At 45.1% G+C, this 20,465-nt stretch carries 19 protein-coding genes, 1 tRNA gene and 1 pseudogene; 8 read left to right on the top strand and 13 right to left on the bottom strand.

What is annotated here, in order from left to right; all coding sequences use genetic code 11:
- Positions 1-3: 3 nt before the first annotated feature.
- The 7 genes from AC6I8U_RS22730 to AC6I8U_RS22700 all read right to left on the bottom strand — a co-directional run bounded on the left by AC6I8U_RS22730 (position 4) and on the right by AC6I8U_RS22700 (position 8,425).
- On the bottom strand, positions 4-897 hold the full coding sequence (locus AC6I8U_RS22730; RefSeq protein ID WP_498018631.1) for a LysR family transcriptional regulator: 894 nt from the start codon (positions 895-897) through the stop codon (positions 4-6).
- A gap of 76 nt (positions 898-973) precedes the next feature.
- Positions 974-1,522 (bottom strand): glutathione peroxidase, encoded by a 549-nt coding sequence (locus AC6I8U_RS22725; RefSeq protein WP_128649026.1) that lies wholly within the window; start codon positions 1,520-1,522, stop codon positions 974-976.
- Between the two features lie 163 nt (positions 1,523-1,685).
- A complete protein-coding gene (locus tag AC6I8U_RS22720) occupies positions 1,686-2,603 on the bottom strand; it encodes a DnaJ C-terminal domain-containing protein (RefSeq protein WP_498018630.1) in 918 nt (305 codons plus the stop codon).
- A gap of 143 nt (positions 2,604-2,746) precedes the next feature.
- Complete coding sequence (gene dnaK, locus AC6I8U_RS22715; protein ID WP_252016507.1) at positions 2,747-4,642, bottom strand: molecular chaperone DnaK; 1,896 nt, start codon at positions 4,640-4,642, stop codon at positions 2,747-2,749.
- 209 nt (positions 4,643-4,851) lie between these two features.
- On the bottom strand, positions 4,852-5,271 hold the full coding sequence (locus AC6I8U_RS22710) for an Hsp20 family protein (RefSeq protein WP_498018629.1): 420 nt from the start codon (positions 5,269-5,271) through the stop codon (positions 4,852-4,854).
- A gap of 286 nt (positions 5,272-5,557) precedes the next feature.
- A complete protein-coding gene (locus tag AC6I8U_RS22705; RefSeq protein ID WP_498018628.1) occupies positions 5,558-6,895 on the bottom strand; it encodes a M16 family metallopeptidase in 1,338 nt (445 codons plus the stop codon).
- Between the two features lie 108 nt (positions 6,896-7,003).
- Positions 7,004-8,425 (bottom strand): M16 family metallopeptidase, encoded by a 1,422-nt coding sequence (locus tag AC6I8U_RS22700; RefSeq protein WP_498018627.1) that lies wholly within the window; start codon positions 8,423-8,425, stop codon positions 7,004-7,006.
- Between the two features lie 348 nt (positions 8,426-8,773).
- Between AC6I8U_RS22700 and glgC the strand changes: the two genes are divergently transcribed.
- Positions 8,774-10,078, top strand: coding sequence for a glucose-1-phosphate adenylyltransferase (gene glgC / locus AC6I8U_RS22695; RefSeq protein ID WP_498018626.1), 1,305 nt, complete (start codon positions 8,774-8,776; stop codon positions 10,076-10,078).
- A gap of 65 nt (positions 10,079-10,143) precedes the next feature.
- Here the strand turns inward: glgC and AC6I8U_RS22690 are convergent, their stop codons facing one another.
- Positions 10,144-10,605: a winged helix DNA-binding protein gene (locus AC6I8U_RS22690; RefSeq protein ID WP_234497263.1), complete on the bottom strand. Its 462-nt coding sequence runs from the start codon at positions 10,603-10,605 to the stop codon at positions 10,144-10,146.
- 500 nt (positions 10,606-11,105) lie between these two features.
- Here AC6I8U_RS22690 and yghU point away from each other — a divergent pair, with 500 nt between their 5' ends.
- From yghU to AC6I8U_RS22670, 4 genes are all read left to right on the top strand, one after another.
- Positions 11,106-11,966, top strand: coding sequence for a glutathione-dependent disulfide-bond oxidoreductase (gene yghU / locus AC6I8U_RS22685; protein WP_498018625.1), 861 nt, complete (start codon positions 11,106-11,108; stop codon positions 11,964-11,966).
- A 151-nt stretch (positions 11,967-12,117) separates the two neighbouring features.
- Entirely contained in the window at positions 12,118-12,945 is an 828-nt protein-coding gene (locus AC6I8U_RS22680; protein ID WP_498018624.1) for an AraC family transcriptional regulator, read from the top strand.
- Positions 12,946-13,031: 86 nt separating this feature from the next.
- Positions 13,032-13,805, top strand: a complete 774-nt coding sequence (locus AC6I8U_RS22675) for a class I SAM-dependent methyltransferase (protein ID WP_498018623.1) — start codon at positions 13,032-13,034, stop codon at positions 13,803-13,805.
- 1 nt (position 13,806) lies between these two features.
- Positions 13,807-14,397 carry a LysE family translocator gene (locus AC6I8U_RS22670; protein ID WP_394150130.1) on the top strand — a complete coding sequence of 197 codons (591 nt, stop codon included), beginning with the start codon at positions 13,807-13,809 and terminating at the stop codon, positions 14,395-14,397.
- 48 nt (positions 14,398-14,445) lie between these two features.
- Here AC6I8U_RS22670 and AC6I8U_RS22665 read toward each other — a convergent pair whose 3' ends face one another.
- The gene (locus AC6I8U_RS22665; RefSeq protein ID WP_498018622.1) at positions 14,446-15,105 is read right to left on the bottom strand and encodes a nitroreductase family protein; all 660 of its coding nucleotides are present in this window, start codon (positions 15,103-15,105) and stop codon (positions 14,446-14,448) included.
- Positions 15,106-15,416: 311 nt separating this feature from the next.
- On the opposite strand from AC6I8U_RS22665, the gene AC6I8U_RS22660 reads away from it, so the two are divergent.
- On the top strand, positions 15,417-15,842 hold the full coding sequence (locus AC6I8U_RS22660; RefSeq protein WP_042470815.1) for a universal stress protein: 426 nt from the start codon (positions 15,417-15,419) through the stop codon (positions 15,840-15,842).
- Positions 15,843-15,895: 53 nt separating this feature from the next.
- On the opposite strand, the gene AC6I8U_RS22655 is transcribed toward AC6I8U_RS22660, so the two are convergent.
- Together AC6I8U_RS22655 and AC6I8U_RS22650 are read right to left on the bottom strand one after the other, a co-directional pair.
- Positions 15,896-16,495, bottom strand: a complete 600-nt coding sequence (locus AC6I8U_RS22655) for a DUF2913 family protein (protein WP_498018621.1) — start codon at positions 16,493-16,495, stop codon at positions 15,896-15,898.
- A 63-nt stretch (positions 16,496-16,558) separates the two neighbouring features.
- A tRNA-Leu gene (locus tag AC6I8U_RS22650) sits at positions 16,559-16,642 on the bottom strand.
- Between the two features lie 379 nt (positions 16,643-17,021).
- Here AC6I8U_RS22650 and AC6I8U_RS22645 point away from each other — a divergent pair.
- Positions 17,022-17,480: a magnesium transporter gene (locus AC6I8U_RS22645; RefSeq protein ID WP_498018620.1), complete on the top strand. Its 459-nt coding sequence runs from the start codon at positions 17,022-17,024 to the stop codon at positions 17,478-17,480.
- Positions 17,480-18,511, top strand: coding sequence for an HlyD family secretion protein (locus tag AC6I8U_RS22640; RefSeq protein WP_042470807.1), 1,032 nt, complete (start codon positions 17,480-17,482; stop codon positions 18,509-18,511). The genes AC6I8U_RS22645 and AC6I8U_RS22640 overlap by 1 nt, the downstream gene beginning before the upstream one ends.
- Positions 18,512-18,629: 118 nt before the next feature.
- Here AC6I8U_RS22640 and AC6I8U_RS22635 read toward each other — a convergent pair whose 3' ends face one another.
- Positions 18,630-18,923 carry a hypothetical protein gene (locus AC6I8U_RS22635; RefSeq protein WP_498018619.1) on the bottom strand — a complete coding sequence of 98 codons (294 nt, stop codon included), beginning with the start codon at positions 18,921-18,923 and terminating at the stop codon, positions 18,630-18,632.
- 239 nt (positions 18,924-19,162) lie between these two features.
- Positions 19,163-20,285, bottom strand: a pseudogene (locus AC6I8U_RS22630) (ISAs1 family transposase).
- Positions 20,286-20,465 lie beyond the last annotated feature (180 nt).

The raw sequence follows: 20,465 nt of genomic DNA, 5'->3' as shown, positions 1-20,465 counted from the left end.
GTTCTACCATTCCCAATACGGCGGGCTGCCGTAAAACTCAGTGAAGTAATCGATAAATGCTCTTACCTTAGGTGCAAGTAATCGTGAGCTTGGATAAACCACCCAAATCGCTACATCTGAGTCCAAGGGGTAATCCTCTAGTACCTGGACTAATGTGCCCTCTTTAAGCTGTTTATACACACTCCATGTCGAGTTGATAGCAAGACCTAATCCATCGATACAAGCATCTCTCATGGCGTCACCATTGTCTGTTCGCAACACACCTTTGGTTTTAATTGTCTCTTTCCCCTGAGAAGTCACAAAGGTCCAGCTCTCTAAACCCACTAATTGCACACATTGGTGATTTGATAGCTCGCAGGGAGTCTCTGGCACTCCAAACTTTGATAAATACTCAGGTGAAGCGCATACGATGCGCCTATCTGTCGCCAGTTTTCGAGCGATCAAGGTTGAATCTTTGAGCTCGGCATCGCGTATCGCCACATCGAAGCCTCCCTCAACCAAATCGACAATATTGTCGCTAAAGCGAAAATCGATAGTTAGCTCGGGATATTGTGTCAAGAAGCCCTTCAAAGCAGGAACAATATGCAAACGCCCAAAGGACGCTGGCGCCGTCACTCTCAAGGTACCAGAAGGCGTTGTACTGCCCACGCCGACTGAGGCCCTTGCGGTTTCCACCGTCGAAAGCACTTCTTCAGCATGAGGAAGGAAAGCTACGCCCTCTTCGGTCAACGACACCTTTCTCGTCGTTCGATGTACTAAACGCACGCCGAGCGCCTGCTCAAGCTTACTAATATGAGCACTCGACACAGCAGGAGAAAGCCCCAACTCCTGCCCTGCAAGACTGATGTTGTTGGTGGCAGCAAGCCGGACAAACAGTTTAAGGTGTTCGATATTCATGGCTGGAAGTTAAAATATGAAGTGATAGCAATACTTTAGCTAACGCCAGAACTGGGGTCAATCGAGTCGCCTTGGCTTATAACTGACCTTTGATCATTGACGTAATCTTAGCGTCTGTTGGCGAGGTTCCTGTCGAGAAAACACCGACGACGTTACCGTCACGGCCGACAAGATACTTATAAAAATTCCACTTCGGCGTCACGCCACTCTGCTTTGCCATCTCAGCAAAAACTGGGTTAGCATTGTCTCCCTTGATTGAGCTACGCGCCATCATAGGAAAGGTGACGCCGTAATCTAGGTAACACACTTTTGCCGTGTTTTCTTCGCTTCCCCTGTCTTGATTAAAATCGTTTGAAGGAAAGCCAACCACACTGAAGCCTTGGTCTTTAAACTCGTTGTGAAGCGCTTCAAGCTCCTTAAACTGACCAGTGAATCCACATTGGCTAGCAGTATTGACGACAAGTAACACTTTTCCCTGATAGGCGTCGCACAGACTTACGGAATCGTTAGAGTTGAGTTTGCGTTGGGTAGAATCCAACAAGGAGGGACAATTGCTTGCGAGGGCTTCTTTGGCGAATAAACCAAACAATAAACCGAGTATCAATGCTTTGAAAACCATGCTCATTTCTGCCTCCTTTTAGTGAGATTGTTCTTACGGGTAAAAGTAAGAATAGTTCATCAGCAAAAATGTACACATTACCTAACTTCACTAGTGCACCAGCGATACTTGATTAAAACGACAAGCAGCCACACTAGGTGGCTGCTGATAGTATGTAATGCTGGCGTGTCTAGCCAATCGTCAATTTGAACTGCTCAAGCAAGTCTCTTTGTCTGTCAGTCAGGTTAGTCGGAGTTTCCACTTGAATCTTAACAAGCAAATCACCCGTTTGCCCCTTACGGTCTGTCACACCCTTCCCAGTCATTTTAAATTTTCGACCAGATTGTGTGCCCGCTGGAATCTTTAGCTTAAAGCGGCTATCGAGCACATTCACTTCAGCCTCGCCGCCCAGCGCAGCTGTCACCATATCTACTTTGGTGTTGCAGATTAGATCGTTACCATCACGCTCTAAAAAAGCATGACTGCGCGTCGCAATAGACAGGAGAAGGTCGCCCGCTGGACCACCATTAATGCCCGCACCGCCTTTGCCCGAGAAGCGAATTTTCTCGCCATCTTTAATCCCTGCAGGGATCTTCACATTGATCTTTTTGCTCTCGCCGTTAATCGGCAGTTCAACCACTTTTTCAGCGCCTTGAATCGCATCAACAAAGTCGACCGTTAGAGTAAACTCTTGATCTCTGCCTTTCTGAGCTCTTGCTCGGCCATGACCACCACGCGCTTGGGAGAAGATATCCTCAAAACCTCCAAAACCACCACCGAAGCCGCCGCCACCAAAGCCACCACCACGCTGGCGGAATGCGTCGCCAAAGATATCCTCGAATCCACCGCCACCATGGCCGCCGTGGCCGCCAAAACCGCCACCTTCAAATGCAGCATGGCCAAACTGATCATACTGACGTCTTTTTTCAGTATCAGTGAGTACCTCGTAGGCCTCTTTAACTTCCTTAAAGTTTGCTTCTGCTGCGGTGTCACCTGGGTTTTTGTCTGGGTGATATTTCATCGCCAACTTTTTGTAGGCTTTCTTAATATCCTTTTCTGAGGCTCCCTTGGAGACACCTAGCACGCTGTAATAATCTCTTTTTGACATGCTAAAACCTCACTCAATCTCTTACTCAAACGGAAAAAAGGGCGTATGAGTTTCCCTCTTACGCCCTGAATACCGATAAGTTTATGTATTTATGAACATAACTCAACTGTTTATTACACCGTTTTCACGGCTTACCAGAGGCGTTATTTCACTTCTTCAAAATCTGCTTCGACGACATCGTCATCAGCGCCTGATTTAGATTGAGCGTTGTTGCTTTGGGCTTGCGCTTTTTGCTGAGCAATCTCCATTAGCTTCTGCGCTGCGGTTACCAGAGCCTGAATCTTGTCATCAATCGCAACCTTATCCTCGCCCTTGCGTGCATCTTCTAGCTCAGATATGGCCGTTTCGATCTCATTTTTCACGTCTGCTGGGAGCTCATCACCTGCTTCCTCCACCTGCTTGCGCGTGGAGTGAATCATCTGATCCGCTTGATTCCTAGCTGTCGCTAACTCTTCAAACTTTTTATCCGCTTCCTTGTTTGCTTCTGCTTCTTGAACCATTTTTTCGATGTCAGCATCACTCAAACCGCCTGATGCTTGGATCGTGATCTTTTGCTCTTTACCAGTAGACTTATCTTTCGCAGATACGTTGAGGATACCGTTCGCATCAATATCGAATGTCACTTCAATCTGTGGCATTCCGCGTGGTGCTGGTTGAATACCTTCAAGGTTGAACTGACCGAGTGACTTGTTGTACATCGCTTGCTTACGCTCACCTTGTACAACATGAATCGTTACTGCGCTCTGGTTGTCCTCTGCAGTAGAGAATACCTGATTCGCTTTAGTTGGAATCGTGGTGTTCTTCTCGACAAGCTTAGTCATCACGCCACCCATGGTTTCAATACCCAGTGATAGCGGGGTTACATCAAGCAGAAGGACATCTTTCACGTCACCCGCGAGAACGCCCCCTTGAACCGCAGCCCCCATAGCGACAGCTTCATCTGGGTTGACATCACGGCGTGCTTCTTTACCAAAGAACTCTGCTACTTTCGCTTGGACCATTGGCATACGCGTTTGACCACCGACAAGAATGACGTCTGTGATATCACTTGCTGACAGTTCAGCATCGTTAAGCGCGGTCTTAAGCGGTTCAATCGAACGAAGTACAAGATCTTCAACCAAGGATTCGAGTTTAGCTCTGGTCACTTTCACGTTTAGGTGCTTAGGTCCCGTTGCATCGGCTGTCACGTACGGCAAGTTAACATCGGTTTGAGAAGTAGAAGAGAGTTCAATCTTCGCTTTCTCTGCCGCCTCTTTAACACGCTGCATCGCTAGAGCATCCTTCTTAAGGTCGATGCCTTGCTCTTTTTTGAACTCTTCCACTAAGTAATTAATCAAGCGGTTATCGAAGTCTTCACCACCTAGGTGTGTATCACCATTGGTTGCTAATACCTCAAAGGTCTGTTCGCCTTCGACTTCATCTATCTCGATAATAGAGATATCGAAAGTACCACCACCTAAGTCGTAAACAGCAATGGTGCGGTCGCCGCCTTTTTTGTCTAAACCGTAAGCAAGGGCCGCAGCCGTTGGTTCGTTAATGATTCGCTTAACTTCTAAACCCGCGATGCGACCTGCGTCTTTTGTGGCTTGTCGCTGTGCGTCGTTGAAGTAAGCTGGCACCGTAATGACTGCACCGGTAACTTCTTCACCAAGGAAATCTTCCGCTGTTTTCTTCATTTTCTTCAGTACTTCAGCCGAAACCTGTGGCGCGGCCATTTTTTGGCCTTTGGCCTCTACCCAAGCGTCACCGTTGTCTGCCTTGACGATGTTGTAAGGCATGATTTCGATATCACGTTGAACTTCTTCGTCTTCAAAGCGACGGCCGATCAAACGCTTGATAGCGAACAGTGTATTCTCTGGATTAGTCACTGCCTGGCGTTTCGCCGGTTGACCGACCAAAGTCTCACCATCGGTGTAAGCAATAACGGATGCCGTGGTACGTTCACCTTCTGCGTTCTCAATCACACGCGGTTTGTCGCCATCTAGAACCGCGACGCATGAGTTTGTTGTACCTAAGTCAATACCAATAATTTTTCCCATAATATTACCTCTCCGCTTCGCATTATTTATTCTAATGCAAAGTCTTAATTCTATAGTTTACTTCTGCGCACCAAAGGAGCAGCTTAGGCGCGCAGTTTACGTTGATTGCACATTCAATCAGGCACTGTTATCTCGTTGAGGATTATCACTAGCAAATTAAATGGTTTGCCAGTTTTCGACTCTAACGACTGTGCCTCTCAACAGACTTATTATTTGCTGATCGAAATCTTACGTGGCTGCATTGCTTCTGGCACTTCACGGACTAAATCGACGTGTAGTAAACCATTTTCCATACTTGCTGCTTTCACTGTGACATAATCTGCAAGCTGGAATTTGCGCTCGAAATTGCGCTCGGCGATGCCTTGATAGACGTAGTTTGGCTTATGTTCCGAAGGTTTAACCTCACCAGACACAATCAGCATGTTCTCGTTTTGAGTCAGGGTTAATGCATCTTCAGCGAAGCCAGCAACAGCCATCGTGATGCGATAATTGTGCTCGTCTTTCTGCTCGATGTTGTATGGAGGGTATCCATTAGATGACGGCTTCTTCGCACTGTTTTCCGCTAGGTTAAACAGACGATCGAAACCAATGGCATGACGGTATAGGGGTGAAAAGTCTACATTACGCATAATACTATCCTCATAATAAGCAATAGTTCTCAACGTGATCACAAGCATGCGATAACATCGAGACTGGACACATACTCTCCGCGCGCTCAGGTGCCGCATTTAGACATATGTTCCAAGTGTTAACAGGGTTGAAGCTCATTTAGTCTCGCCAAACGGCTTCAAATAACGAGCGGTTATTGCTTCCCTAGTAAGGCAAAGCTAATCGCTCAATAACTCCAATAGGCAGTTCATGTAAATAATATATGCTTCCGAAAATTACCTGTCAACACTTGCATTAGATTTTTTATTACTTTGTTGTTGGAAGTACTCTCACTTCAATCATTGCTGAGACATCAATCCGATTCGCTAGTTTTTGAATATCTTCCACGCTCACATGACGAGCATAGGCTTCAAAATTTGCTTCATTGGCTAGGTTCTCTGGATAGCTTGATGCTTGTGCCATAAGACCAAACCAAAAGCCATTGCTCTCATAACTTTGCTCTACGCGGTCAGTCATGGGTGTGACCGCACGGACCAGCTCATCCTGAGTCACTCCCTTCTCTTGAAGATCTTTAACCAGCTGTTTGTAGATATTGAGCACAACATCTACATTTTCAATCGTGGTATTACTGTTTAAGTTGAGATAACCATAGTCTTTGTAGAGAAGTGACTGAGAAGAATCCACCCAAGGAGAGTAAGCTTTACCCGTCGACTCTCTAATCGCATCGTTGACTCGAATTTGCAGGATTGATCTTAAGATCGCAAAACCAACGACATCTCTATAATTGGAACCGTCAGGTAAAGTAAAATAGCCCGATGCCAGAGCGGTATTCGGCTCTCCGCGATGGTAAAAAGTGTACGCCTTATTCGGTTGCAACTTAATCTCCGTCACAGGCCTGTCTATAAAGGCTTGTGCCTTTATATCTAATGCTCCAAAAGTTTGAGCTACGTAATCGACAGCCTGCTGCTCACTGATGTTCCCCATCAGCGAAACTTCCACAGGCCCCTTGTTAATTGAACGCTCGACAAAAGGTTTCAACACCGTCAAGGGAAGTGCTTCAACTGACTCAATACTTGGATAAACCCAACGGGGGTCACCCTGATACATTAGCTCACCGCTATTGAAGCCTAGAACTCTCTCTGGTGTCGTTGGGTACGAATCATAAATTGACTTTAGGTGCTCAATCGCAAAAGCATGACCACTTGCTCTAAAGCCGGGGTGGGTGAGAAACGCTGCCGTCACTCTCAACTGGTCAAGCACATCTTGAGGTGGCACACGATATTGACTCTCTATCGCATCGTCTGTCAAATAAATGTTGGCGTTAATCTGTCGACCCGAAAATATCGATCTCAGGTCATTGATATCGTGAGCCTCTAATCCACCAGCCACAAATCCAGCATCGAAAAGCGTCGCGAATGCGCCCTCCTGCGGGGTGAGGCCGAGCTTGCCTTTACCGGCACGAACACTGATGTAAACCGCATTTGACTCATAGTCGGTTGGTTTTACGTTAAGGTAGACGCCGTTTTCAAACCTATAACGAGTCACGCCGCCAAAATTCGTTGTTTCCAGCTTTTCAGCCGTCCCTTCTTTGCCAAAGCTCTGATATGCAAACTCAGCTTGTTTCTGAGGAATGTAAGGAGACACTTGTTTAGCGCTCGCTATTTGATAAGTTTCGAGGACATCCTGACTCGTTGCAGATTTCGCCTGTCCAGCAGAAGGTCGTTCGGTTACGTAAATTCGCGGTGCTTTTCCTTACCAGTGCTGCTGAAAAGCACGATTAAATACCTCAATATCTTGTGACATCACATCTTGCTCGAACAGAGACAAATCAAATGCCCGACTGGTCGTGACCATACTATTGTTGACGTCGCTAACAAGCTTAGACGCATAATCCGCACTGTAAGTATCGTCTTCCGCTTCAGCGTCTAATTTGAGCAGATTATGGTATTTGTCGAGCTGTCGCTTTATCTCTTGCTCGGTAAACCCATACTGAACCGCTTGACGAAGACCTTGGTCTAACACCTGAAGTCCTTCTCGCCACAAACCCTGAGGGGTTGTCATGCTCAATTGATTAATGGCAATCACGTCAAACTGATTGTAAGAGCCGACATAAGGTGACAGTAACTTGCCTTCACTGGAGTAGGACTGGGTTTCAAGTCGATACTGAAGTGCTTGATTAGCAACATACAAAGTGAGTTCTTGGGAGCGTTTTGACTTTGAGTCTGGTTCGCGATTTATTGGCTCGAGAAAGTTCAATTCCACCGTGGTTATTGCGTTAGGATCCAAGAATACCCGCGCCTCAGGATGATTTGGTAAGGTAACTTGTTTGCTGTACGCCTGTGGTTGTTTGCCTTTTGCATGCCAATCTCCAAACTGCTTTTCAACCATAGCAAAGGTTTGTTGAACGTTGACATCACCTGAGATGATTAGCGTCGTGTTATTTGGCGTATAGAAATGGCGATAAAAGTCTGTCAATCGCTCCTTATCCACCATTTTCATCCCATCAAGTGTTCCTAGAGGGATCCGCTCTATGATATTACCGTCTCGTAGAACAAAGCTAGACCAGTCGTAGAGCATGTTAAGATCGAGTGTCGTCCTCTCACGAACCTCCGAAGAGATAACTGGCAGTTCTCGCTCAATAGCCCCTTCATCAAGCGTCAGTTCCGACGCGGTTTCTCTCATGATAAATAGCGATGTTTTTAACGTTTCAACATCATTTTTCGGTAGATCTAGCATGTACACTGTTTGCTTGAAGTTGGTTTCGGCATTGGTGTCTTTACCAAAAGACAAGCCATGTCTTTCAAGGATTTGAACCATTTCCCCCTCGGGCACATTCGTCGAACCGTTGAATGCCATATGCTCGAGAAAGTGCGCTAAACCCGGCTCTTCTTGCCCCGCTTCTTGCAAGGAACCCGCCGCAATACGCATACGAATCGACACGGCCTTTTTAGGCTTATCGTTAGCAATAACAATCACCCTCATACCATTGCCCAAAGCTTTGACATGCAGTTTCTCATCAAGCGGCAGATCTGACTTTTCAAACCAAAGTGTTGCCTGATTATCTGGTGTCTCTACGTGTGCCCGTGCACTAAACGAAGCAACTTGAATCAAGGCCAGTGTGGCGAGTAAAAACAGCTTCACGGTTGGAGTGTGAAGGCGATGAGAAAAAATCATATCGAATATCCCTGAGGTTTCATTTGTCACCATCATGTAACAAAACACATATAGCGTGCTTATATTAGTAAAAATCAATCAATATGACCGTAAGGCTCTGTACATATTTCTCCATCGTTTCATACGTTGCGAAGCTAACTGTGATAAGAGGTTGAAATTATGTATTTTTGATAAAACTTTACCTTTTATGGTATGGATTGCATACGAAAGTTCTGCTCTTATAGAGGGGCATTTTTTATCGACGTCATCGAGTGTTCTAGTTACAAATTAAGCTACCCCAAAGAAGGGTAGCGTTACTCACACTCCCCCGAAAACGTCTTTTGTGCTTGTTATATAAGGAGTTATACAATGCCGAAGGAAAACCAGTATTCCCATATTTCTAGTAACGCTCGTCTACGAAACACAACCGCTATGATTCTAGCGGGAGGGAAAGGCACTAGGCTTAAAGAGCTTACCTCGACGATCGCAAAACCTGCGGTATCGTTTGGTGGCAAGTTTAAAATCATCGATTTCGCACTCTCTAACTGCATCAACTCAGGTATCCGCAAAGTCGGTGTCCTGACCCAATACATGGCTCAAGACCTGATCAGCCACATTCAATCAGGCTGGCAGTCTCCCTATTCTGCATTGGGAGAAGGCGTACACATCATTCCTGCTCAACAGCGTATCGGTGAAAACTGGTATCGCGGTACAGCAGATGCCATCTACCAAAACCTTGATTTGATCAAGCGCCAAACCGCCACTGAGCGTATTTTGATTTTGGGCGGGGACCACATCTACAAGATGGATTACTCGCGAATGATCAACTTCCACGTTGAGAGCGGTGCTGACGTGACAGTTGCCTGCATCCAAAAACCCATTGAGCAAGCCTCCGAGTTTGGTGTGATGGGTCTAAACGAACAGGGCGATATCATCAATTTCGTTGAGAAACCAAAGAACCCTACTCCAATGCCTAACGATGACAGCAAGGCGTTAATCTCGATGGGTATCTACATTTTCAATGTCGATGTTTTGGATGCTGAGCTTCGTCAGGCGTTAGAAAACCCAGACTACAAACACGATTTTGGTCATAACATCATTCCAAGTCTAATTGGCCGTAGCAATCTAAAAGGCTATGTGTTTACCGAGCGAGGTCACCCAGGTGGCAATGGTTACTGGCGCGATGTTGGTCATGTTGACGAGTATTACGCCGCGACTATGGATCTGTTGGCTCCGACGCCAGAGTTGGACCTGTATGACACTAGCTGGCCAATTATGACCAATCAGGTTCAAAGACCTGGAGTGAAGTTCTTATTCAACGATCCAAACCGCAGAGGGTTTGCAGTAGACTCAGTGCTGTGTGCAGGTGCGATTATTTCCGGCGGCCAGGTCAACCACAGTCTCGTCTCTTCCGATGTACGAGTAGAAGACTTCGCTGAAGTACAAGACAGTATCCTTTTACCGCGCTCAATTGTTGGTAGAAGCTGCAAGCTTAAGAAAGTCATCGTTGGTGAAGAGTGCATCATACCTGATGGTACAGTCATTGGTTACGATCTTGAGGAAGACAAGAAACGTTACACGGTAACTGACGATGGTGTAGTACTCGTTTCCGCAGAGATGTTTGAGGCTAAACAAGAAGTCGACGCCAACAGCGATATTGAGGCGCTTGCTTAAACTTAGCGACTTGTTTAAACCTAACGAAAGAGGGGCGCTAGCGCCCCTCTGGTTTTTTGTTTATTTTACTTGTCGCTTTTGTACAGCTTCAAGGCATCATAAAACGCCGCCATCGTCTTAGCATGGGCATCAAATAGCTCGTCCACACTAACTTTATCTCTAACTTCCGCCACATATCGTGTCGCGATGTCATCAGTTTTCGTTCTATGCAATCGAATCAAGGATCGACCTTGCTCTGTGACACTGAGCATCTTTTTAACTCGACCATTTTCTTTGGTCTTTGCCGCAATGATCAAACCACTCGATTCTAGCTCACGAACCGCTTTGTTGACTTTGGAGGTATCAGCCAGTAGAGCTTGGCTGATTTGATACTGCGTGCACTCACATTGTTCAGAGCACCTCTCTACGTACTGCAGTACAAAGAAGTTGAACAATGAAAGCTTCGTCGTTGAGGCTTCTGAGACTAATTTTTTTAGGTGTTCCGTCACCAAATAGCAAATGTATCCATCACTGGGTAGCGGATTCATAACTGTCGGCTCCACAGAGGATTTATGTATTTATTGGGTAAATATAACAGCCCCATAGTAAAGATTTAAACCATAATATTTTGTTACACGGTTCCTGTGATCTGGTTGGTATTCTGTGGCTTTGAGGGACTTTAGCACTGCAAATGACTGCATTTTTCAGTTATAGCGAAAAACCGTCAAGGTCTGCATAATGACATACAAGCATCGGTACCTATGCTTGAGTATGATGGTCACAGTCTACTTAGGTTGAACTACCCCTAGATGCTATTAACCCTTGAAGAGGAGATGCCTCTTCGGATTGTAATACGGAATTTGACCTTACGTTTAATGACGTTTAGCGGGCTTTATGCCCGCTTTTTTTTGTATTAGCAAAAGATTAAGAAAGCATAAGATATAGATTAAGCTTCCCTAACGGTTATTGCGGACTTACCTTAATCACGCTAGGATTTTCTCTCGATACAAACGAATGTTTCCTATAACAATTATGGAGAGAAAGAAGCATGAGTACTGAATATATCCCACCAAAAGTATGGACTCACGATAGCGAAAGTGGTGGTCAATGGGCCAGCATCAATCGCCCTGATTCTGGCGCAAGACACGAACAAACCCTACCCGCTGGCGAACATGCTCTTCAACTCTATTCGTTAGCTACGCCAAATGGTCAAAAGGTTACCATCATGCTTGAAGAGCTTCTTGCTCTTGGTAAAGCTGATGCTGAATATGACGCCTACACCATTAAGATCGGTGATGGAGACCAGTTTGGCTCTGGTTTCGTTGCGGTAAACCCAAACTCAAAGATTCCTGCATTGCTTGACCGCTCAGGTAGTGAACCTGTTCGCGTCTTTGAATCGGGAAACATTCTTCTTTATCTCGCTGAAAAGTTTGATGCTCTGTTACCTAAGAAAGCAGAAACTCGTGTAGAAGCAATGAACTGGCTATTCTGGCTACAAGGTTCGGCACCCTACCTAGGGGGTGGTTTCGGTCACTTTTACGCTTATGCGCCGGAAAAGTTCGAGTACCCAATCAATCGCTTTACGATGGAAACCAAGCGCCAACTTCACCTTCTTGATGCTCGATTGGCTGAAAATCAGTTCCTTGCGGGTGACGAATACTCTATCGCTGATATCGCTACGTGGCCATGGTATGGAAACCTAGTGATCAATAACCAGTACGATGCGGCTGAGTTCCTAGATGTCGAAAGCTACCCTAACCTAATCCGCTGGGCAAAAGAGATTGCTGAGCGTCCAGCTGTGAAGCGCGGCCGTATTGTAAATCGCGTCTGGGGGGAAGAGTGGGAAACGTTGGCTGAGCGCCATAGTGCAGCAGATATTGACGAAGTACTCGCCAAGCAACCTAAATAGAGTAATACCGACATTGCAACAAGGTGTACAAAAAATGCGACGCCTACGGGAAAGCGCCAATATTGTGTGATAGGCTCCACAGAAATAGCGGTGTTGCATATGAGCACACCGCTATTTTTTACATGGAGTCATACAAGGAACGTTGAGTTAAATGTCTAAAGAAGAATTCTGTCATCTGGCAAGCTTTGAGGCATTCGATGGAATGGATGTCATCAACGCACAATTTGTCGATACCACATTTGGCAAACACGCACATGGAGAATTTGTGATTACGCTGGTTGATGCAGGCGTTCAGCAATTCTTTCATAAAGGTGCAACCCATAATGCTATTAGTGGCGATATTTGTGTCATTAGCCCAGACGAAATCCATACTGGCAGCAAAGGGTGTGAACAAGGATGGCGCTATCGCGGTATCTATCCAAGCGAACAGCAAGTCCGCGACATCTACAAAGAGATGTACGCAAAGGATGGACTGCCAACATTTCGTAATAGCACCATCTCTGATGAGCGGTTAAAACGGCAAATGCATCTGCTGTTTTCAACCATCAACAACGGCGGCGAACAGCTAGAGGTGGAGAGCCATCTAGAACTACTATTGGTAAAAATGATCCTACAATACGGTTCATCGAGACTTGCTACTACAGATGGTTCCAATGCCAAGTCCAACATCATTATCGCCCGTGACTACCTCGCTGATAACTGCACCAAAAAGGTCGCTCTCGATGAACTAGCGCAATTAACTGGTGTGAGTAAATATCATTTAATTCATGAGTTTAAGCGTCATTTAGGCGTTACCCCTCACCAGTTTCAAGTCCAACAGCGGATCAGCTACTCTAAATCCTTATTAAAGGCTGGCAACAAGCCCATCGACGTTGCGCTAGCTTGTGGTTTTCATGATCAAAGTCACTTCCATAAAACCTTCGTCAGCGCGATGGGAATCAACCCAACGACTTACCAACAGCAATTTTTTACAAGATAACTGACTCTAGGCTCATTAGAGTGGCTGCTGCATAAACTAATAAAATAACAACGTCAGTAGCTAGGTTAGTTGGAGTAATAAATAAAATGGAGTTACATCAAGTCGAGTTCTCGACAGAACGATCTCGTTCGTACAAATTGGCTTTGAATCAATTTCCAGAGTGTTGGAAAGAAGACACCTTAATGATGTTTGATTTTCTTGCCCCTCAATGTGGTGAGGCAATACTAGAAATTGGAGCGGGAAGCGGCTTTTTCTCATTCGACATTTCTACCGCCATTGGTCCAGAAGGACGACTTTTTGTTGTTGATCCCTCTCCAGATCAATTAAGACCCATCTATGATCGAGCCAGTGAAAACATCACCATAATGCAAAGACCCGCTGAAGATATTTCTCTGTCTGAAGGCGTAGCACTCGACGCAATTTGGTCACGCGGTGCTTTTCACCATGTAAAAAGTAAAGAAGCAGTATTGGGCAACTTAGCACAGTTCGCCAAGCCTGGTGCACGCTTGGTGATCTGTGACATCTTCAGTGGTACTAAGCTATCGGACTACTTTGATGAGCATGTGGCGATTTCATGCACAACAGGGCACGAAGTAAGTTTTTTGAGCAAACCATACGCCAAGAGTTTGTGCAAACTGACCGGATGGAGTGAGCCCAAGTTCACAGATTTAGCACTGCAGTGGCATTTTGAGCGAAAAGAAGATATCGGTGTCTTTCTGTCACTACTTCATTCAAACAAGCCTGAGTATTCCCACAAACACAGTTTGGATGATGCTGAGCGCCTACTCGGCATACGACGCACACCGCAAGGGTGGGCACTTAACTGGCCAATGACTGTGATGACAGCCATCAAGGAATAAAATGGAAAGTCAGCTAGCCTTTATCACCATTTGCATAGCTTCAGCGGCATCCCCTGGACCGGGGATGTTGGCAGTATTGAGCAACAGTTTGAACCAGAATATGCAACGTACAATTCCAGTCATTCTCGGCATTTCCACTGGGCTTTTGCTTGCTTCTATACTATCCAATTCTTGGTTGCTGACCTTAGTTCATACTAATGACCTCGCCTACCAAGTCATGACAGGGCTTTGCAGCAGCTATATTATCTACCTTGGTTGTCGTGCGATTTATTATTCACGAAGCCAAGCGATGATTGAGGCACGTTCATACGGTTACAAGAGCGGAGTTCTGATCTCGCTATTGAATCCAAAAACTATTGTTTTTTTTGGCGCTCTGTTTCCTCTTTTCGTGAAAAGTGAACAATACTTCGCGCTGCAAGCAGCATTGCTAACTTTGGAATTGGTAGTAATTACCCTTTCTATTCACCTTTTGTTATCTCTTGCGACGGAAAAAGTCGCTAGGTTCTTAAAGCGGTATGTAGTCACGATTAACAGACTGACGGGATTATTGTTTATTGGTCTTGGGTTTAGTGGGTTGCTACTTCAAGCGTAAAAAAACGGCCACTAGATTAGTGGCCGTTTTCTATTTATTTGTTTAGGTTTAAAGAACCGTAATGATATCTTCTTGAGCTAAACGAGACTTAGGCAGACCATAGTTATAGTCTTCACCTTCTTTGTGGTAGCCAAGTGCAAGCGCAAAGTCACACACATAACCACCGAGTTCGTCTTTAAAGATCTCACCAATCATCTCTGGGTCAACACCTTCCATCGGAGTAGATGCGATGCCCATGCGCGCAAGAGTATGAAGTACATTACCTAACGCGATGTAAGTTTGCGCTTTCGTCCACTGACCGTTAAAGCCGTTTTCATCGGTGTTTAGCTCTGCAAAGCCAAACGCACCATTTAGCATTTGGTCGTACATGTCTGCTGGCAAGTGACCGGATGTTACTTCCACATCTACCACTTTTTTGTAGTCATCTTTGGTAAAGTGCGGGTTGTGTGCGAATAGAATCGTGTGAGACGCTTCTTTCGCATGTGGTTGGTTGAACTGGTGCATGTTTGCAAAAGTGTCGTGGAAACGCTGCTTCGCTTCATCACTCTCGATCACAATAAACTTCCACGGCTGTGAGTTGATAGAAGAAGCTGACAAGCGAATTGCCTCTTTGATTACTTCCATATCCTCTGCAGAAATACGCTTAGCCGCATCGTATTTTTTAGCTGTGTAACGATTGTTTAGATCTTTAATGATTTGATGAGTCACTGTGCTCTCTCCACTATATATTCACTACAAAATTGGGGCTTCAGCGAATGTTTCGGTGATTTACAGCATCGCAAACCGCTTGTTAACCCATAGCCAACTCGTGTCGGCGAGGTGTAGATTAGAGCTAAAGCGCTAGAAGAAAAAGAGCCAAATCCCCCAGACATTATGGGCAAAATCTTCCACAATACTGTCGGTATGCATCTCTAGATCAATTTTCGTTCACTTAATCGCCGATACGAGATCTGTTAGACACAAATTTTTCTGATTTAAGACTATGATTGAGGTAGGTTATACGGCAAGAGGGCGTGGTTATGAAATACAAACATATCCTAGTGGCACTTGAGCTTTCTCCTGAAAGTAATGTGTTGATTGATAGGGCTGTTTTTCTAGCAAAACTATTGGACGCCGATGTTTCATTTATCCATATTGATGGCACACACGGTGAAATATATTCAGACCTAGTTGACTTGAAAGACGACCCTGAGCAACGGCCGCTAAACATCGAAGCGATGGAACAGTTACATGGTTTTGCAGAGTATGCCGAGTGCGAGCTAAATCACTTTATTATTGGCACAGGCGACCTTGGTGACAAATTGAAAGTTGCGATTGCGCAAAATGATTTTGATTTATTAATTTGCGGTCACCACCATGATTTCTGGAGCAAAATTGTGTCTGCTTCCAGACAAGTTATCAATAGCTCACCAGTGGATGTTCTTGTGGTTCCAATTGAGGATTGATTGCTGTCAAACCAGTATAAAAGCTCAGCCTTGCGCTGGGCTTTTTTATGACATTACTTATTGAGCGTCAAAGAGATACGAACGAAGTTTTCGTCTTCATATTGGATCTGATAACCGAAGATTTCATTCGCATAGATTGTTCCTAAGAACAGGTGCTTTTCACGCACAGTGCCGCGGAACAGGATGGAGATGTCGGCAACAAGCTGGTTCTTCGTGCCAAAGTGAGCATTGAGATCATTGGACAACACACAAAGTAAACAGCCATTTTCGTCATGGCTAAGATCCACATCTTCAGGTGTAGAAAGAAGCGCTGTTGTACCCAGTTTCTTCTCTATTTCTCGGATCAGTAGCAAGTAGCTATCTAGGTGAGGCTGCAGTGCTTCAGGTTTAGCCTCTACGGCTGTAAGCAGCACATCCTCTAGATCTACCTGAGACTTTTTAGCTTGCAGACTCATCGTCTTCAACTGCTTGCGAATCGCTTTGTACTTATTGCTCTTTAGCTTGGGTTTTAGCCAACGAACAAGTAACTCGTTCTTCTTTTCGCGGTCGAAGTACGGAGATTTGCGATCAAGCTTTTGAAATTCAAGATATAAAAGGGCGTGCAAAGACACCTCGGTCAATAGACGTATTGATTCCGAGTTAGACGTACTCATTTGCTTTGAACTGGATCCTTTGTTCTGCATTGTAGTCTGTAGGTAGTATAAGGAAAGGAATAATGGTGCCGAGAGAGGGACTCGAACCCTCACACCAAAGGCACTAGCACCTCATGCTAGCGTGTCTACCAATTTCACCATCTCGGCATCGATAATGCGGCGTGTTGCTGCATTTATTGACATCCACTTAATTAGTGGATGTTGAAATATTAACTGACGATTTTAGGCTTGTATAGCGTTTCGTTGGATAAATGTAGTGAAATCAGTTTGTTCGGTGAATAATTCATCACTTTGCGCGTTAGACGCTCAAACCGTTGTTTTCTCTCATCCATCTCCCCCATCCCTACTCACCATAAAGCAGCATGATTCATAAACCATATTTATGTTTAAAGCCAAGTTCAGGCTATGTATCCAAAAGTAACCGTTAGTTACTATGTTCACACCCAAGGCAATAGAGACTAAATAAAAATGACTTGGGGTGTTTTCCAATCACATAGCTACGGAGAGCCTGAATGAAGGAGCTGACATGGTCAGACTACTAAAATCAGCATTACGATTGAGTGTTAAATCAATCGTTATCGTCGGCGGCTTTTTGTCGCTGAGCTACGCGTTTGCGCAGCTTTCTACCGTCCATGGTAAGGCTTTGCCTGCGGAGTATTTTTCACAAGACCTGCCTAATATCTTAGGTCTGCTTAACTCCGAATTTTTTATGGGAATGATATTTGTCATTACCCTCTCAATCATCACATACGTACTTTATCTTCTTTGGCAATTGCACGAAGTGGCGGTACATCGCAGTCAATACATGCAAAGTGCGCAAGCAAACCTGGTGTTTGCATTGTCACTCTGCGGTCTGTTTATCGACAAACTATGGTGGGTACTCGCCGTCATTATCGCCTTTACCAACTGGGAAGCAGTAGCAAGTGCAGTGAGTAAAGTCATCAATGTGGGTATCCACGGCAAGAAAGAGTCGGAGGAAGCGTAATGAAAGAGATCATGCTGCCTTACGTATTGATTATTTGGTTACTCGTGAAACTTGGCGTCATAAAGTGGACGCTCAGAAATGCGGTTATCAGTGTTGGCTTTGGTGCATTTCTAGCATTCATGCTATTTACCGCACACCGATTTTGGTCGCCTGCCGACCTCACAGACAGCACCACGGTAAAAGCACCGCATGCAGTCCTTAGCCCGCTTTTTGGTCAACAGGTTAAAGATATCTATGTGACCCATAACCAAGTAGTTAAGAAAGGTGACTTACTGTACACCCTAGAGTCAGAAGACACGGATGAAGAGCTTAAAAGCTTACAATCCAGTTTAGTTGCTGCAGAGCACCGCATTACTAGTATTCGCGAGCAAATCTCTATTGATGAAAAGAACTACAAACGCCTAGTGAATCTAGATGAGTTCAGCTCAGAACAAGAGCGCGATGAATTATACACCCAGATTCAAAAAGGCACTGCGGACTTAATGGCGGCAAAATCTGATGTGGACGGTATCAAGGCTCAGATCAACCAAAAGCAATGGTTGAACGACCGTAATCAAGTGAGAGCACCGTTTGACGGCGTTGTCGGTGTTATCAATATTGCCGAAGGTTCACGCACTGGTAACTTGCACTTGTTCGATACCAGTCGAAAATTTGTCGAAATGCGAGTGAGTGATCAAACGTATCGCTACATCGAACAAGGTCAGTTTGCGGAGTTCTTTGTCAACTCGCATCCGGGAGAGGTATTTAGAGGACGCGTACACAGTGTAACAAGCAACACTGGTGAAGCAGCGGTGTCGGCACATGGTTCAACTCAGCATGTTAGACAGCATGTTGGTAACAACACCAGTACCCACGGACGTACAGTCATCATTGAGTTTAATGAGCCAGAGGGCTACAACGTACCGCTTGGTGCCACAGGTTCAGGTTGGATTTCAGCCACTAAACCTACGCCAAAGCTCGGATTTATGGACATTATCGGCGGAGCAACCGTTCGATTAAAAGCCTTGAAGGCATACTTGAATGCTTTGTAATACAACCCGTTAACCCTTTTTGGACCCGCGCATAGTTGGAACTCTGATTGGAACTTGGAACGGAAACTTGGGTCTACCGCACCTCACTTAGTTGAGGTGCTTTTTTTTTGCCTAAAATTTAATAATTTAACGCCTCTGAGACAATTTTTTCTTGGTGTTTTCGATACTCCACCGCCTTTTCCTGACTGCCAAAGCACCCTCTCGCGTACGGGTTAATCTTTCTTTGTGTTAGCTCGCCGTAGACGCTGTCCATCGTCACCTCTTCGTCACCAATCATGGTGCTATTTTCTGCCACATTACCCTTTTGTAGTGCCGTACAAAGATCATCACTTGATACGCCAGATACTTGGTCTAAGGGTGCGCTGCATGCAGCCAGCAAAAAAAGAGGGGAAATGATCAAGATTGGCTTCATCGTTATGCTCCATGTTTCGATAACACGTATATAGGTGTGGGCTTTGTTAAGTTTAGACGAGGGATTGAGGAACGATACTTGGGATATTTGATAAATCTCTGAATCCTGTCTATTTACAGAATTCTGGCTTCTCACCTTAGAAGCGGGGCGCGTAGCCGGAAGGAGTGAAACGTTAAGCTTTAATCGAGCTATATACGCTAGTTTTGAGTCCGCTTTACCCAGGGCGAGCGCATGAGTGTCTAGTTTTTCGCCACTTGACTAAAACCAGCACTTAATACAGCCTCTAGCATGGACGTATTCATCATACATCGCTTTTGCTTCCCTACGATGCTTAGCTTGGTTGGCTCTTCTTGGAGCATGTTCAAGCTCATATGACGTAGGCATGATAGGTTCTCTGCACCGTGAGCTTTGTATATCTGGCACGCATCTTCATTCATGGTGACATCAAGCACCCAGTGCATTGACTCTATGCCCCAATGTTCTCTGACAGCCATAGCTGCTTGCTCTGCACTAAGCTCTTTGGAGCTGATGTAATAACGGTACTCTAGGTCGACAGGTTTACCTTTCACAAGGCGAAAATTTTCAACCATTACAATGCTCTTCAAGCCTTTCCAGCGAGAGAAGTTACCGTCAAGCTTTGTACTGTCATAAACATAGCATTGGCGAGATTCTATGCGGCCGTGTCCCTGCTCAAGAGAGATGTCATCAGCCATATTAACTCGCTGGGAAGAGAATGCTTTTTTCGATTGCTTGTCGGAGTTTTCCTTGGTTGCTCTTTACGGCAAGCAAGTAGTCTCCACCTTGTTCTACAATGGCTTTAGCAATCTTGGTTTGACAGGCCATAGCATCAATAGTTACTAGAGCGCCCTTGATATCGAGCATCCTTATAAGTTCAGGTATCGCGGTAATTTCATTGCTTTTTTGTTCAGTTTTTAGCTGTCCCATTACGAGCTTGTTTGACGACGCATAAGCGCTGACCATATGAATCGTACTCGCCCTGTCTTCACGATTATATGAACCGCGAAGTGTTTTACCATCAATCGCAATCACTTGACCTTCTGTAAGAGTATGTATTGATGACATCCAGTTAACGAAGCACTCATGAAACTGCTCAGGTTCAATGGTAGAGATGATACGAGCAATCGTGTCATCCGCAGGAATGCCATTCAAAAACAGGTCATTACGCTTAAACCAATCATGATGACCGAGAATGTATTCACGAATATCAAACCAGCCTTTCGCGCCTGCAATTACCGCACATAGCGACCCAAAAAGGACATCAAACAAGCAATATGTGACCTTTGCACTTTGCCGTTGGTCGATAATCGTTTGAAAATGTTCTTTGAAGTGGTCAATGTGCATGATGCTCTCCCTAAAAAAGGGAGTATATGATCACAGCTAAATGTGATCGTCAAATCGATCGTGATTTTGATTGAAAAATGTTCACGATCTCACCCTGCCGCTTTACCCCCTCTAACTCCTCCTATCAATGGGGAGAACTGCAGGCTAGCTCCTATCGTCGCATCGCCTAAGTTAAATAGC

The sequence above is a fragment of the Vibrio sp. KUL80 genome, from assembly GCF_059725495.1.
Note: the sequence above shows the minus strand (reverse complement) of the source record. Positions and strands in the feature narration are given on the sequence as shown.